Below are 15267 nucleotides of genomic sequence, written 5' to 3'. Positions count from 1 at the left end.
ACCCCGGCTGCCGGACGGTGCTCTCGCTGCGCCGTGCGGAGCACCGCCACGCGCAGCTCCGGCCGGTCTTCCGGGACGGTCCGGGCCGCATCGTGGCCGGATACCCGTTCGGCCTGGGCGACGTGGCCTCGACCGGCGGCGCCGTCCTCGACCTCGACCGGCCGGGCGTCGTCCGCCGGTTCCTGGAGGAGGCCGCCGCCCGCAGCCTCCTCCCCACCACCCACGGCGTCCGCGAGGAGAACGCCTGGCCCCTCTACGACACCCTGACGGGGCCGGTCAGGGCTCAGCTCCAGCGGCCCGTGCGGCCGAGGACCAGGGCCGTCGCGGCCGTGCCCGCCGTGGAGGTGCGCAGCACGCTGCGGCCGAGCCGGTACGGCTTCGCGCCGGCCGCCTCGAACACGGCGAGCTCCTCGGGCGAGACGCCGCCCTCGGGTCCGACGACCAGCACGATCGAGCCCTTCTCCGGCAGTCCGGCGGTGGCGAGCGCCCCGCTGGGGTGGTCGCGGTCCTCGTGCAGGACGGCCGCGAAGTCGGCGCCCGCGAGAAGCGCGGCGACCTGCTTCGTACTCATCAGGTCGGCGACCTCGGGGAAACGGGTGCGGCGCGACTGCTTGCCGGCCTCGCGCGCGGTGGACCGCCACTTGCCGAGGGCCTTGAGGCCGCGGTCGCCCTTCCACTGGGTGATGCAGCGGGACGCCGCCCACGGCACGATCGCGTCCACGCCGGTCTCCGTCATCGTCTCGACGGCCAGCTCGCCCCGGTCGCCCTTGGGGAGCGCCTGGACGACGGTGATGCGCGGCTCCTCCGGGGCGTCCTCGTGCACGGACGAGGTCTCCACGGTCAGCCGGTCCTTGCCCTCCACGGCGGACACGACGCAGTCGGCCCAGCGGCCCCGGCCGTCGGTCAGGACGACGTCCTCCCCCGGCTGCAGCCGCTTCACGGAGACGGCGTGCCGCCCCTCGGACCCGTCCAGGACGAACAGCCTGGTGTCGGGGAGGGTGTCGACGACGAAGACGGGTGCGGTCATGGGGCGCTCCTGTGAGCCAGCTCGGAGAGGGCGGTGTCGAGTTCGGCGGCCAGCACCTCGACCAGCTGCCCGGCGGGGAGTTCGCGGGCGAGCCGGTGGCCCTGGCCGGCCCACAGGGCCATGCCCTGGGCGTCGCCCGCGGCGGCGGCGGCCTTGCGGATCGGGGCGGTGAGGTGGTGGATCTCGGGGTAGGCGGCGGGGGCGTACGGCCCGTGCTCGCGCATGAAGCGGTTGACGAGGCCGCGCGCCGGGCGTCCGGAGAAGGCCCGGGTGAGGGCGGTCCGGGTGAACAGCGGATCGGTCAGGGCCCGCTTGTGCAGCGGGTGGGCGCCCGATTCGGGGCAGCCGAGGAAGGCGGTGCCGAGCTGGGCGGCGTCGGCCCCGGCGGCGAGGACGGCGGCGATCTGCCCGCCGCGCATGATCCCGCCGGCGGCGACGACCGGCAGCGCGACGCGCTCGCGGACCTGGGCGACGAGGGCGAGCAGCCCGGTGCCGGGGGCGCCCTCGTCGGCGGGGTCGTCGCGGTAGGTGCCCTGGTGACCGCCGGCCTCGATGCCCTGGACGCAGACGGCGTCGGCGCCGGCCCGCTGGGCGGTGAGCGCCTCATCGGCGGAGGTGACGGTGACGATCGTGTACGTGCCGACGCGGGCGAAGGAGGCGAGGACCTCGGGCTCGGGGCAGCCGAACGTGAAGGAGACGACGCGGACCGGGTCCTCCCGGAGGATCGCCAGTTTGGCGTCGTAGCCGTCGTCGCGGCTGTCGTCGGTCTCGCCGAGCGGGGTCTCGTACCAGGTGGCCTCGCCCGCGAGCTGGTGGCGGTAGACCTCGACGGCGGCGGGGTCGGCGGGCCGCCCGTTCTGCGGCATGAAGAGGTTGACGCCGAAGGGGCGTGCGGTGAGCCCGCGTACCTGCTTGATCTCCTGGTACAGGCCACCGGCCGTCTTGTAACCGCCGGCCAGGAAGCCGAGCGCCCCGGCCTCGCAGACGGCTCCGACGAGCTCGGGACAGGAGGCGCCACCCGCCATGGGGGCCTGCACGATCGGGAACCGAGAGAGATCGTTCAGTGCGGTGGTGGACATATGGGCATCGTGTCATGCCCCTGCTTGCGGGCCGAATCCGTACGTCAGGTCCCGGAAGGAACGGTTCCGGAAACCGGGGAGGGGCGGAGCGGCCCTTCCGGAAACGGGAAAGGGGGGCGGAACCGCTCCTCCGGAAACGGGAAAGGGGCGGGCCGGCTCACCGCCGCCCCGCCCCTTCCCGTCGTCTCCGGATCCGGTCAGGTCCGCCCGTTGAAGGCGTCCTTCAGCCGCGAGAACAGCCCCTGCTGCCCCGGCTGGAACTGACCGGTCGGCCGCTCCTCGCCGCGCAGCTTGGCCAGTTCCCGCAGCAGCCGCTCCTGCTCCGCGTCCAGCTTGCCGGGGGTCTGCACCTCGACGTGCACGATCAGGTCGCCCCGGCCGTTGCCCCGCAGGTGCGTGACGCCGCGGCCGTGCAGCGGGATCGACTGCCCGGACTGCGTGCCCGGGCGGATGTCGATCCCCTCCAGGCCGTCCAGCGTCTGCAGCTGCACCTTGGTGCCGAGCGCGGCCGCCGTCATCGGGATGGTGACCGTGCAGTGCAGGTCGTCACCACGCCGCTGGAACGTGTCGTGCGGCGTCTCGTGGATCTCGACGTACAGGTCGCCGGCGGGGCCGCCACCGGGGCCGACCTCGCCCTCGCCCGCGAGCTGGATGCGGGTGCCGTTGTCGACACCGGCCGGGATCTTGACGGTGAGGGTGCGGCGGGACCGGACCCGGCCGTCGCCGGCGCACTCGGGGCACGGCGTCGGGACGACGGTGCCGAAGCCCTGACACTGCGGGCAGGGACGGGAGGTCATGACCTGGCCCAGGAAGGACCGGGTGACCTGGGAGACCTCGCCACGGCCGCGGCACATGTCACAGGTCTGCGCGGAGGTGCCGGGAGCGGCGCCCTCGCCCGAGCAGGTCGTGCAGACGACCGCCGTGTCGACCTGGATGTCCTTGGTGGTGCCGAAGGCCGCCTCGTTGAGGTCGATCTCCAGACGGATCATGGCGTCCTGGCCCCGGCGGGTCCGCGAGCGCGGGCCGCGCTGCGAGGCCGTGCCGAAGAAGGCGTCCATGATGTCGGAGAAGTTGCCGAAGCCACCGGCGCCGAAGCCGCCCGCGCCGCCTCCGCCGGAGGCCGACAGCGGGTCGCCGCCCAGGTCGTAGACCTGCTTCTTCTGCGGGTCCGACAGGACCTCGTAGGCGGCGTTGATCTCCTTGAAGCGTTCCTGCGTCTTCGGATCGGGATTGACGTCCGGGTGCAGCTCGCGGGCGAGCCTCCGGAAAGCCTTCTTGATCTCGTCCTGGGACGCGTCGCGGCGCACGCCGAGTACGGCGTAGTAGTCCGTGGCCACTTACGACTCCGCCAGGATCTGTCCGACGTAACGTGCCACTGCGCGTACCGCTCCCATCGTTCCGGGGTAGTCCATGCGGGTCGGTCCGACCACGCCGAGTTTGGCGACTGCCTCGCCGCCCGAACCGTAGCCGACCGAGACGACGGACGTGGAGCTCAGCCCCTCGTGGGCGTTCTCGTGCCCGATGCGTACGGTCATGCCCGATTCCTTGGCCTCGCCCAGCAGCTTGAGGAGCACGACCTGCTCCTCCAGGGCTTCCAGGACCGGCCTGATCATCAGGGGAAAGTCGTGTCCGAAGCGGGTGAGATTGGCGGTGCCGCCGATCATCAGCCGCTCCTCGTGCTCCTCGACGAGGGTCTCCAGGAGGGTCGCGAGCACGGTGGAGACCGTGGCGCGGTCCTCGAGCTCCTCGAAGGACTCGGGAAGGTCCTGCACCAGCTGCGGCACGTCGGCGAACCGGCGGCCGACGACCCGGCTGTTGAGCCGGGCCCGCAGGTCGGCGAGCGAGGTCTCGCCGAACGGCGCGGGGCAGTCGATGACCCGCTGCTCGACCCGGCCGGTGTCCGTGATGAGGACCAGCATCAGGCGGGCCGGGGCCAGCGAGAGCAGCTCCACGTGCCGGACGGTCGAACGGGTCAGCGACGGGTACTGGACGACGGCGACCTGACGGGTCAGCTGGGCGAGCAGCCGGACCGTACGGCCGACGACGTCGTCCAGGTCGACCGCGCCGTCGAGGAAGTTGTGGATGGCGCGCCGCTCGGGCGTCGACAGCGGCTTGACGCCGGCCAGCCGGTCGACGAAGAGCCGGTAACCCTTGTCCGTCGGGATGCGGCCCGCGCTGGTGTGAGGCTGGGCGATGTAGCCCTCCTCCTCCAGGACCGCCATGTCGTTTCGCACGGTGGCGGGCGAGACGCCGAGCTTGTGCCGCTCGGTGAGCGCCTTGGAGCCGACCGGCTCCTCCGTCCCGACGTAGTCCTGGACGATGGCGCGCAGCACCTCGAGTCTGCGTTCGCTGAGCATCGTGCGCACCTCCAGCTGTCGTCGTCGTTACGGTTGCTCCGCTTTTGGCACTCACCCGGTCCGAGTGCCAGCGATCCCCGGTCAGTGTACGGCGGCGGGCATCGCTCCTGGCAAGGAGGCGGTCCCCCCACCGGCTAGCGTCGCGGCATGAACGCGGATTGGGAAGCGCACGGATGGGAGCGTCTCGCGGACGGGGTGGGCCGGCGACGGCTGCCCGGCTGGGACGCCACGGTCGGACTGGTCCTGGGGGAACGGGGCGTGTTGCTGTACGACACGGGCTCCTCGCTCGCGGAGGGCGCGGAGCTGCGGGGACAGATCGCGGCCCTCACCGGCGGCCGGAGAGTGACACACATCGCACTCAGCCATCCGCACTTCGACCATGTTCTCGGCACGGCGGCCTTCGCCGGGGCGGAGGTCTTCGGGGCGGTCGGCTCGGACGTCCTCCTCGCCCAGGACCGGGAGCGGGAGGCGCTGCGCGGGGACGCGGTGGCGCAGGGGCTCGACCCGGCGGCGGCCGCGGAGGCGGTGGACGTCCTGGTGGCGCCGCGCCACGTGGTCTTCGGCGAGTGGACGCTCGACCTGGGCGGCCGGCAGGTCCTCCTGGCGAACGTGGGCCCCGGCCACTCGGGCCACGACCTGGCCCTGTGCGTCCCCGGCGACCGCGAGGTCGTCTTCTGCGGAGACCTGGTCGAGGAGTCGGGCGAGCCCCAGGCGGGCCCGGACGCGCTCCCGTCCCGCTGGCCGGACGCCCTGGACCGGCTGCTCGGCCTCGGCGGCCCGGACGCGCTGTACGTACCGGGGCACGGCGCGGTGGTCGACGCCGCGTTCGTGCGACGCCAGCGCGAGGAACTGGCACAGCGCTTCGAGGTGTCATAACGTCGCCCGAATGCGCAGCTACGACCCGGACCTGACGCCCTCCTGGAAGAAGCCGAAGGCCGTGCCCGAGATCCCGGCGGACCCCGACCTCGTCGTCGAGGAGGTGACGACGGGCTTCTGCGGGGCGGTGATCCGCAGTGAGGCCGGCACGGTGACCCTGGAGGACCGCTTCGGCAAGCACCGGGTCTTCCCGATGGAGCCGCGCGGCTTCCTCCTGGAGGGCCGGGTCGTCACCCTCGTCCGCCCGTCCGCCGCCCCGGCCCGCCCCACCCGTACGGCCTCGGGCTCCGTCGCGGTGCCGGGCGCACGCGCGCGCGTGGCCCGCGCGGGCCGGATCTACGTCGAGGGCCGCCACGACGCCGAGCTCGTCGAACGCGTCTGGGGCGACGACCTGCGCATCGAAGGCGTCGTCGTGGAGTACCTGGAGGGCGTCGACGACCTCCCGTCCATCGTCGCCGAGTTCGGCCCGGCCCCCGACGCCCGCCTCGGCGTCCTCGTCGACCACCTGGTCCCCGGCTCCAAGGAGTCCCGGATCGCCGCCCAGGTGACCTCCCCCGACGTCCTGATCGTCGGCCACCCCTACATCGACATCTGGGAGGCCGTGAAGCCCGCCTCCCTCGGCATCCCCGCCTGGCCCTCCGTCCCCCGCGGCCAGGACTGGAAGACCGGCGTCTGCCACGCCCTCGGCTGGCCCTCCGACAACACCGGCGCCGTCTGGCAGGCCATCCTCAAGCGCGTCCACTCCTACAAGGACCTCCAACCGGAACTCCTCGGCGCCGTAGAACACCTCATCGACCACGTAACAGCCCCATAGCCCGGCCCATCGCGGCCAATCGCCCCCCTGGCCCGGTCCCCACCCACCCCCGGCCGGCCGGTCCGGGCCCACCCCGTTGTGGGCATTCGTTCCGCCGGGGCGGTCCCCACCCCCGGCCGGCCCACCCCGTTGTGGGCAATCGTTCCGCAGGGGCGGTCCCCACCCACCCCTGGCCAGCCCACCCCGTTGTGGGCAATCGTTCCGCAGGGGCGGAACGGGTGGGCACAACGGAACGGCGCCCGTTGCCGGGCCTAGGCTTCCGCACTCGCACCCGCACCCGCACCCGCACCAGGGCATGCCACGGCACAGCACGGCGCTCTGCGGGTGAGGGCCAAGGCACAGGGGGGCGGCGGCGCAGCCAACGCCGCGCCCCTAATCCACCAGGTCCCGCACCACCGCATCCGCCAGCAACCGCCCCCGCAACGTCAGCACCGCCCGCCCCTCCCCGTACGGCCCCGCCGCCAGCAGCCCGTCCTCCAGCGCCTTCCGCGACGCCGCGAGTCCGTCCGGCCGCAGCAGCTCCAACGGGCACCCGTCCCGCAGCCGCAGCTCCAGCAGCACCCGCTCCACCCGCCGGTCCTCGTCCGACAGCAGCTCCCGCCCGGCACCGGGCGACTTCCCGCCGGCCAGCGCCGCCGCGTACGCACCGGGATGCTTGACGTTCCACCACCGCACGCCCCCGACGTGCGAGTGCGCCCCCGGCCCCGCGCCCCACCAGTCCGCGCCGCGCCAGTACAGCTCGTTGTGGAGGCAGCGCCCGGCCTCCGAGGTGGCCCAGTTGGACACCTCGTACCAGCTGAAGCCCGCCTCCTCGAAGGCCGCGTCCGCGATCAGGTACCGGTCGGCGTGCACGTCGTCGTCGGTCATCGGCACCTCGCCGCGCCGGATGCGCCGGGCCAGCTGTGTGCCCTCCTCGACGATCAGGGCGTACGCGCTGACGTGGTCGGGCCCCGCGCCGATGGCCGCGTCCAGGGACGCCCGCCAGTCGTCGTCGGACTCCCCGGGCGTGCCGTAGATCAGGTCCAGGTTGACGTGGTCGAAGCCGGCGGCCCGCGCCTCGGCGACGCACGCCTCGGGGCGGCCGGGGGTGTGGGTCCGGTCGAGGATCTTCAGGACGTGCTGCCTGGCGCTCTGCATGCCGAAGGAGATCCGGTTGAAGCCGCCCTCGCGCAGTTCGGCCAGGTACGCCGGGTTCACGGACTCCGGGTTGGCCTCCGTCGTCACCTCGGCGTCGTCGGCGAGCCCGAACTCGTCGCGGATCGCCCCCAGCATCCGTACGAGGTCCCCGGCGGCGAGCAGCGTGGGCGTGCCGCCGCCGACGAACACGGTCCGTACCGGCCGCGGGTCGTCCCCGAGGACCTTCCGGGCGAGCCGGACCTCCTCGACGACCTGCTCGGCGTAGTTGTCACGGGAGGCGAGCACACCGCCCGTACCGCGCAGCTCGCTCGCCGTGTACGTGTTGAAGTCGCAGTAGCCGCACCGCGTGGCGCAGTACGGCACGTGCAGGTAGAACCCGAGCGGCCGCTCCCCCGCCCCTTCCAGGGCGTGCGGGGGCAGCGCCCCGTCGTCGGGTACGGGCTCACCATCGGGCAGTACGGAAGGCATGAGCCCCATTGTCCCGTACTGCCCGGGGTGCCGGTCGGGTGCCGCCGGTCAGGACTCGCGCGAGCCCGTGTACATCTCCTCGATGAGGCCCTTGTACTCGCGCTCGACGACCGGCCGCTTCAGCTTGAGCGACGGGGTGAGCTCGCCGTGCTCGATGTCGAGGTCGCGGGGCAGCAGCCGGAACTTCTTGATCGTCTGCCAGCGCTGGAGGCCCTCGTTGAGGCGGTCGACGTAGCCCTGGATCAGCTTCTCGGTCCGCGGGTCGGCGACGATCTCGGCGTACGCCTTGCCGCCGAGGCCGTGCTCGGCGGCCCAGCCGAGGAGGGCGGGCTCGTCGAGGGCGATCAGGGCGGTGCAGAAGTTCCGGTCGGCGCCGTGGACGAGGATGTTCGAGACGAACGGGCAGACGGCCTTGAACTGGCCTTCGACCTCGGCCGGCGCGATGTACTTGCCGCCGGACGTCTTGATCAGGTCCTTCTTGCGGTCGGTGATCCGGAGGTAGCCGTCGGCGGACAGCTCGCCGATGTCGCCGGTGTGGAACCAGCCGTCGGACTCCAGGACCTCGGCGGTCTTCTCCGGCAGGCCGTGGTAGCCCTCCATGATGCCGGGGCCGCGCAGCAGGATCTCGCCGTCGTCGGCGATGCGGACCTCGGTGCCGGGGAGCGGCTTGCCGACGGTGCCCGTGCGGTACGCCTCGCCCGGGTTGACGAAGGAGGCAGCGGAGGACTCGGTGAGGCCGTACCCCTCCAGGACGTGGATGCCGGCGCCGGCGAAGAAGTAGCCGATGTCGGGGGCGAGCGCGGCGGAGCCGGAGACGCAGGCGCGCAGGTTGCCGCCGAACGCCTCGCGGATCTTGCCGTAGACGAGGGCGTCGGCGACCTTGTGCTTCGCCGTGAGGCCGAAGGGCGCGGAGGCGGTTCCGGTGCGGCGGAAGTTGTCCTGGGTGGCCTTGGCGTACTCGCGGGCGACGTCGGCGGCCCACTGGAAGATCTTGTACTTGGCGCCGCCGCCGGCGCGGGCCTTGGCGGCGACCCCGTTGTAGACCTTCTCGAAGATGCGCGGCACGGCGGCCATGTAGGTCGGCTGGACCACCGGCAGGTTCTCGATGATCTTGTCGACGCGGCCGTCGACGGCTGTGACGTGCCCGACCTCGATCTGGCCCGAGGTGAGGACCTTGCCGAAGACGTGGGCCAGGGGCAGCCACAGGTACTGGACGTCGTCGCTGGTGACGAGGCCGGTCGCGGCGATGGCCTTGGCCATGTACGACCAGTTGTCGTGCGGGAGGCGGACGCCCTTGGGGCGGCCGGTGGTGCCCGACGTGTAGATGAGGGTGGCGAGCTGGGTGGAGGTGATCGCCCCGACCCGCTCCTTGACGGCCTCGGGGTGCTCCGCCAGGTACGCCCGGCCGCGGGCCTCCAGCTCGGCGAGGGTGAGGACCCACTCGCCGTCGCTCTCGACGCCGGTGGCATCGACGACGACCACGTGACGCAGGTTCGGGAGGTCGGCGCGGCGCTCCACCGCCTTGGCGAGCTGCGCCGCGTCCTCGGCGATGAGGACCCTGGACTCGGAGTCCGAGAGGATGAACGCCGACTCCTCGGCGTTCGTCTGCGGGTAGATCGTGGTGGTCGCGGCGCCCGCGCACATCACGCCGAGGTCGGCGAGGATCCACTCGACCCGGGTGGAGGAGGCGAGGGCGACCCGCTCCTCGGACTGCACGCCGAGGTCGACGAGGCCGGCGGCGATCGCGTAGACCCGCTCGGCGGCCTGGCCCCAGCTGAGCGACTTCCAGTCGTCGGGACCGGCGCCGGAGGCGGCCACGGGATAGCGGTATGCCTCCGCGTCCGGGGTCCGCTCGACGCGCTCAAGGAAGAGCGCAGCCACGGAGGGCGGCCGGTTCTCGATCAGGGTCTGTGTGTCGCTCACGACGTCCTCCGGGCGGCGGCGGTGCCTTCTGGCGGTGCGTACTACGTAACCAAGGCGGTGCGTAACTACGTAACTAACTGGTGAGTAACCTTCAAGTCGGGATCAGAGTAAAGGCCCGGGGACCGGCGCGTAAGGGCTAGCAGGACGTCGCTTCATAACGAACGGGTCCACGCGCCGTCGGCGCGTGGACCCGTTCGATGCACAGCACAGCCAGGTGCCGTCCTGCCCGCTACTTCTTCTTGCCGGAGGACTCGTCGCTCGACAGGACGGCGATGAACGCCTCCTGCGGCACCTCCACCGAACCGACCATCTTCATGCGCTTCTTGCCTTCCTTCTGCTTCTCCAGCAGCTTCCGCTTCCGGGAGATGTCACCGCCGTAGCACTTGGCGAGGACGTCCTTGCGGATGGCGCGGATGGTCTCGCGGGCGATCACCCGGGAGCCGATCGCGGCCTGGATCGGCACCTCGAACGCCTGCCGCGGGATGAGCTCGCGCAGCTTGGCGACGAGCCGCACGCCGTAGGCGTACGCGGCGTCCTTGTGGGTGACGGCGGAGAACGCGTCCACCTTGTCGCCGTGCAGCAGGATGTCGACCTTGACCAGGCTGGACGCCTGCTCGCCGGTGGGCTCGTAGTCGAGGGAGGCGTAACCGCGCGTCTTGGACTTCAGCTGGTCGAAGAAGTCGAAGACGATCTCGGCGAGGGGCAGGGTGTAGCGGATCTCCACCCGGTCCTCGGAGAGGTAGTCCATGCCGATGAGCGTGCCGCGACGCGTCTGGCAGAGCTCCATGATCGCGCCGATGAACTCGCTCGGGGCGAGGATCGTGGCGCGCACGACGGGCTCGTACACGTCGTCGATCTTGCCCTCGGGGAACTCGCTCGGGTTCGTGACCGTGTGCTCGCTGCCGTCCTCCATGACCACGCGGTAGACCACGTTGGGGGCGGTGGCGATCAGGTCGAGGCCGAACTCGCGCTCCAGGCGCTCGCGGATCACGTCGAGGTGCAGCAGGCCGAGGAAGCCGACGCGGAAGCCGAAGCCGAGCGCGGCGGACGTCTCCGGCTCGTACACCAGCGCGGCGTCGTTCAGCTGGAGCTTGTCGAGGGCCTCGCGGAGGTCCGGGTACTCCGAGCCGTCCAGCGGGTACAGACCCGAGAACACCATCGGCTTCGGGTCCTTGTAACCGCCCAGCGCCTCGGTCGCACCCTTGTTCAGGGAGGTGATCGTGTCACCGACCTTGGACTGGCGGACGTCCTTCACGCCGGTGATCAGGTAGCCGACCTCGCCGACGCCGAGACCGTCGGACGCCGTCATCTCGGGAGACGAGACGCCGATCTCCAGCAGCTCGTGCGTGGCGCCCGTCGACATCATCTTGATGCGCTCGCGCTTGTTGAGCTGGCCGTCGACGACTCGGACGTACGTCACGACGCCCCGGTACGAGTCGTACACGGAGTCGAAGATCATCGCGCGCGCGGGGGCGTCGGCGACACCGACCGGGGCGGGAACGTCCCGAACGACCCGGTCGAGCAGCGCATCGACACCGACACCGGTCTTCGCGGAGACCTTGAGGACGTCCTCCGGCTGGCAGCCGATGAGGTTGGCCAGCTCCTCGGAGAACTTCTCCGGCTGGGCGGCCGGCAGGTCGATCTTGTTCAGGACCGGAACGATCGTGAGGTCGTTCTCCATCGCCAGGTAGAGGTTGGCGAGCGTCTGCGCCTCGATGCCCTGCGCCGCGTCGACCAGCAGGACCGTGCCCTCACAGGCCGCGAGCGAACGCGAGACCTCGTAGGTGAAGTCGACGTGCCCGGGGGTGTCGATCATGTTCAGGATGTGCGTCCGACCCTCACCCTGCCCGTCGGTGGGCGCCCAGGGCAGCCGGACCGCCTGGGACTTGATCGTGATGCCGCGCTCCCGCTCGATGTCCATGCGGTCGAGGTACTGGGCACGCATCTGCCGCTGGTCGACCACACCGGTCAGCTGGAGCATCCGGTCGGCGAGCGTGGACTTGCCGTGGTCGATGTGCGCGATGATGCAGAAGTTGCGGATCAGAGCCGGGTCGGTACGGCTCGGCTCGGGCACGTTGGTAGGAGTCGCGGGCACGCAGGGTCTCGTCTCGGGGCGATGTCGGATCGATACGTAGGCTCCATGGTCCCATGCCCGTCGCCCGGCGCCCGGTTTGGGCGGCCCCGAGAGTGACTGGTAGTGTGGACAGCTGTGTCTCGTGTGCCCTCTCAGCTCCCGAGATCACATCCAGAAGGAACATCGAACCTGTAAAGGCTCTTTTCGTGGCGAACATCAAGTCCCAGATCAAGCGGAACAAGACCAACGAGAAGGCGCGCCTGCGCAACAAGGCCGTCAAGTCGTCGCTCAAGACCGCGATCCGCAAGGCCCGCGAGGCTGTCGCCGCCGGTGACGTCGAGAAGGCCGTCGTGGCTTCTCGCGCCGCCTCCCGCGCGCTCGACAAGGCTGTCTCGAAGGGTGTCATCCACAAGAACGCCGCCGCCAACAAGAAGTCGGCGCTGGCCACCAAGGTTGGCGCCCTCCAGGGCTGAGCTCTGATGTAACCGGTCGTACGGGACCCAGCGGGCCCTCTCTCCCGCTCCCGCCGACCACCCGGACTCGCACGCGGACGCGTTCGCCACGCGGGTGCGAGCCCACCCTCAACACGCCGAAGGCCCCGCCGCCTCCTCCCCAGGAGCCGCCGGGGCCTTCGCCGTCCCCCCCACCCCCACCGGCCACACATTCCGGGAAGGTGCGGCGCGAAGCTACCGGACGGGGCCCGGGGCGCAGCACGGAAGCCGCCCACCGCAGGGGGCACGACCGAAGGCCCGGCGCGGCGCGAAGCTGCCGCACGGGGGCCCGGGGGCGCAGCCCCCGATAACCCCCTGCCTTCACCCCCACTAGCCCCCGGCAGGGTTTCGGGAAGGGGCGGGGTGGGGGCCCATGCTCTGACCCCAGATGACAACGCACCGCACCGCACAGTCACCGCCCCGCGCGCCACAAAGCCGCAGCAGGCCCGTGGCGCGGCGCCACGCATCACGGAGGGTGCGGCGCGCGAAGCCGCTGCAAGGGGACCGGGGCGCGGCCCCGGATACCCCACCCGCCAGCCCCCGGCAGGGTCCCGCGTCGCCCTCAGCCCCGGCTCAGCCGCGCCGCCCGAGCCACCGCGACGACCGCTTTCTCGAGGGCGTACTCGGGGTCGTCGCCGCCGCCCTTGACCCCCGCGTCGGCCTCGGCGATCGCGCGCAAGGCGAGGGAGACGCCGTCGGGGGTCCAGCCCCGCATCTGCTGGCGGACGCGGTCGATCTTCCAGGGCGGCATGCCCAGCTCGCGCGCGAGGTCGGCGGGCCGGCCGCCGCGTGCGGAGGAGAGCTTGCCGATGGCACGTACGCCCTGGGCGAGGGCGCTGGTGATGAGGACCGGCGCGACGCCGGTCGAGAGGGACCAGCGCAGGGCTTCGAGGGCCTCGGCGGCGCGTCCTTCGACGGCGCGGTCGGCGACGTTGAAGGAGGAGGCTTCGGCGCGGCCGGTGTAGTACCGCCCGACGACGGCCTCGTCGATGGTGCCGTCGACGTCGGACGTGAGCTGCGCGACCGCGGACGCGAGCTCCCGCAGGTCGCTGCCGATGGAGTCGACGAGGGCCTGGCATGCCTCGGGCGTGGCGGAACGCCCGAGCGTGCGGAACTCCTGACGGACGAAGGTCAGCCGTTCGGCCGGTTTCGTCGTCTTGGGGCAGGCGACCTCCCGCGCGCCAACCTTGCGCGCGGCGTCGAGGAGGCCCTTGCCCTTGGCGCCGCCCGCGTGGAGCAGGACGAGGGAGATGTCCTCGATGGGGTCGCCGAGATATGCCTTGATGTCCTTGACGGCGTCGGCGGACAGATCCTGCGCGTTCCGCACGACCAGCACCTTGCGCTCGGCGAAGAGCGAGGGGCTGGTGAGTTCGATCAGCGTCCCGGGCTGGAGCTGGTCGGAGGTGAGGTCGCGCACGTCGGTGTCGGCGTCGGCAGCGCGGGCGGCCGCCACCACCTCCTGGACGACGCGGTCGAGGAGCAGGTCCTCCTGCCCCACCGCGAGCGTCACGGGGCCGAGGAGGTCGTCGGGGGAAGTCTTTCTGGTGGCCATCGCGATCCAGCATCCCATGGGCCACTGACAGCGATGCCCGAGAATGGCGGGGTGACTGAACGACACGTACTGGTACTCCCCGACCGCGACGCCGCCGAGGAGGTCGCGGGCGAACTCCCCGACCGTTTCGGCGTCCCCGAGGTGCCGCAGCTCGTGCGGGACGCCCTGGCCGGGGAGGACGACGCCGAGGACGCCCAGTGGCTGGTGGTCGTGGAGGACCCGGACGGCCGACTCGACCCGGCGGCGCTGGACGCGCTGGCCGCCGAGTACGAGGGGTGGCTGGAGGCCCCGTAGGAGCCGGCCCCGGAGGTGGCCGAGGCCGGAGCTAGCCGGGGCCGGAGCTAGCCGGGGCCGGAGCTAGCGAGGACGGCAGTGGCCGGGCCGGAAGCAGCCAGGCCGGAGACAGCAAGGACAGCCGTGGCGAAGGCGGCGGTGGCAAGGGCGGCCGCCACGCGGTGGCGGAGGGCGCCGCGCCGCCTCAACCCTGCCGTGTCGTGGGGACGATCTGGATGTCGAGGTCGATGCTGATGCTGGACCCGACGGCCGCGATCCCGCGGGCGAGCAGCGTCTGCCAGGTGAGGGTGAAGTCCTCGCGGTGCAGTTCGGTGGTGGCCCGGCAGGCGCCCCGTGTCTCGCCTTCCAGGCCGCTGCCGAGGCCCAGGTACTGGGTGTCCAGCGTCACCGTGCGGCTCACCCCGTGGAGGGTGAGGGCTCCGGTGACGGCCCAGCGGCTGCCGCCCCGGTGGGTGAACCGCTCGCTGAAGAACTCGAGCGTCGGGTAGGCGCCGATGTCGAGGAAGTCGCCGGAGCACAGGTGGTCGTCGCGCATCTGGACCCCGGTGTCGATGGAGGCCGCGTCGATGACGACGTGCATCGCCGAGTCCTCCATGCGGTCGGCGATCCGCACCGCGCCGGCGAAGCTGTTGAACCGGCCGTGGATCCGGGCCAGCCCGATGTGGCGGGCGGTGAAGCCGATCTGCGAGTGCGTCGGGTCGATCTCCCAGTCGCCCGGCGCAGGCAGCTGGGGCGGCGGGGCCACCTGGAGCAGGACGTCGCCGAGGCCGGTGTGGCCGCCCTCGGCGACGACGGCGGAACCGTGGTGGGGCGTGTACCCCTCGGCGGTGACGGCGAGGCGGTAGTCGCCCGCGGGCACGGTCGCGAGCACCGTGCCGTACGGGTCGGTCTCCCCCGCCAGGACCTTGCGCCCCACGGCGTCGCTGACGACGAACTCGGCCTGACGGACGGGCTCGTGCACGGGGTCGAGCACCCGGCAGCTCAGTACTCCCGCCGTGGGCGGGACGGCGACGGCGGCGAGCGGTCCGCCCCGCGCGACGCCCGCCGCACGCTTCCCGAAGAGACGATCCAACATTCCTCACGCACCCCCGTGCGACTCGTTCATCATGCAACGAAGTCGCATTCGATCACCGTTGGGGGGTTCGAGGCAAACGGGGCAAGTGTTACCGAGGGTC

13 protein-coding genes are annotated in these 15267 nt (G+C 72.0%); 4 read left to right on the top strand and 9 right to left on the bottom strand.

The window, feature by feature from the left end:
* Window positions 1-283: 283 nt before the first annotated feature.
* The 4 genes from ACFVZH_RS04970 to hrcA form a co-directional block, all read right to left on the bottom strand.
* Window positions 284-1027: a 16S rRNA (uracil(1498)-N(3))-methyltransferase gene (locus ACFVZH_RS04970; protein WP_384893266.1), complete on the bottom strand. Its 744-nt coding sequence runs from the start codon at window positions 1025-1027 to the stop codon at window positions 284-286.
* Entirely contained in the window at window positions 1024-2106 is a 1083-nt protein-coding gene (locus tag ACFVZH_RS04965; RefSeq protein ID WP_384893263.1) for a nitronate monooxygenase, read from the bottom strand. Before ACFVZH_RS04965 ends, ACFVZH_RS04970 begins: the two co-directional genes overlap by 4 nt.
* Window positions 2107-2303: 197 nt before the next feature.
* The gene (gene dnaJ / locus ACFVZH_RS04960; protein WP_384893260.1) at window positions 2304-3443 is read right to left on the bottom strand and encodes a molecular chaperone DnaJ; all 1140 of its coding nucleotides are present in this window, start codon (window positions 3441-3443) and stop codon (window positions 2304-2306) included.
* On the bottom strand, window positions 3444-4463 hold the full coding sequence (gene hrcA, locus ACFVZH_RS04955; protein ID WP_017239264.1) for a heat-inducible transcriptional repressor HrcA: 1020 nt from the start codon (window positions 4461-4463) through the stop codon (window positions 3444-3446).
* Between the two features lie 147 nt (window positions 4464-4610).
* Between hrcA and ACFVZH_RS04950 the strand changes: the two genes are divergently transcribed.
* Window positions 4611-5339: an MBL fold metallo-hydrolase gene (locus ACFVZH_RS04950; RefSeq protein WP_384893257.1), complete on the top strand. Its 729-nt coding sequence runs from the start codon at window positions 4611-4613 to the stop codon at window positions 5337-5339.
* 10 nt (window positions 5340-5349) lie between these two features.
* Complete coding sequence (locus ACFVZH_RS04945) at window positions 5350-6153, top strand: DUF3097 domain-containing protein (RefSeq protein ID WP_384893254.1); 804 nt, start codon at window positions 5350-5352, stop codon at window positions 6151-6153.
* Window positions 6154-6525: 372 nt separating this feature from the next.
* Here ACFVZH_RS04945 and hemW read toward each other — a convergent pair whose 3' ends face one another.
* The 3 genes from hemW to lepA form a co-directional block, all read right to left on the bottom strand.
* The gene (gene hemW / locus ACFVZH_RS04940; RefSeq protein WP_384893252.1) at window positions 6526-7758 is read right to left on the bottom strand and encodes a radical SAM family heme chaperone HemW; all 1233 of its coding nucleotides are present in this window, start codon (window positions 7756-7758) and stop codon (window positions 6526-6528) included.
* Window positions 7759-7806: 48 nt separating this feature from the next.
* Complete coding sequence (locus ACFVZH_RS04935; RefSeq protein WP_384893249.1) at window positions 7807-9681, bottom strand: AMP-dependent synthetase/ligase; 1875 nt, start codon at window positions 9679-9681, stop codon at window positions 7807-7809.
* A gap of 229 nt (window positions 9682-9910) precedes the next feature.
* The gene (gene lepA / locus ACFVZH_RS04930) at window positions 9911-11776 is read right to left on the bottom strand and encodes a translation elongation factor 4 (protein ID WP_384893246.1); all 1866 of its coding nucleotides are present in this window, start codon (window positions 11774-11776) and stop codon (window positions 9911-9913) included.
* A 185-nt stretch (window positions 11777-11961) separates the two neighbouring features.
* Between lepA and rpsT the strand changes: the two genes are divergently transcribed.
* Window positions 11962-12228 (top strand): 30S ribosomal protein S20, encoded by a 267-nt coding sequence (gene rpsT / locus ACFVZH_RS04925; protein ID WP_384893243.1) that lies wholly within the window; start codon window positions 11962-11964, stop codon window positions 12226-12228.
* 580 nt (window positions 12229-12808) lie between these two features.
* On the opposite strand, the gene holA is transcribed toward rpsT, so the two are convergent.
* Complete coding sequence (gene holA, locus ACFVZH_RS04920) at window positions 12809-13798, bottom strand: DNA polymerase III subunit delta (RefSeq protein WP_384893240.1); 990 nt, start codon at window positions 13796-13798, stop codon at window positions 12809-12811.
* Between the two features lie 33 nt (window positions 13799-13831).
* On the opposite strand from holA, the gene ACFVZH_RS04915 reads away from it, so the two are divergent.
* Window positions 13832-14092 (top strand): hypothetical protein, encoded by a 261-nt coding sequence (locus tag ACFVZH_RS04915; RefSeq protein ID WP_384893237.1) that lies wholly within the window; start codon window positions 13832-13834, stop codon window positions 14090-14092.
* A gap of 184 nt (window positions 14093-14276) precedes the next feature.
* On the opposite strand, the gene ACFVZH_RS04910 is transcribed toward ACFVZH_RS04915, so the two are convergent.
* Window positions 14277-15167 carry a YceI family protein gene (locus ACFVZH_RS04910; protein WP_384893234.1) on the bottom strand — a complete coding sequence of 297 codons (891 nt, stop codon included), beginning with the start codon at window positions 15165-15167 and terminating at the stop codon, window positions 14277-14279.
* Window positions 15168-15267 lie beyond the last annotated feature (100 nt).

Origin of the sequence: Streptomyces sp. NPDC059534 (assembly GCF_042743475.1) — a bacterium.
Classification (GTDB): domain Bacteria; phylum Actinomycetota; class Actinomycetes; order Streptomycetales; family Streptomycetaceae; genus Streptomyces.
This window is presented reverse-complemented; position numbering and strand designations above follow the sequence as displayed.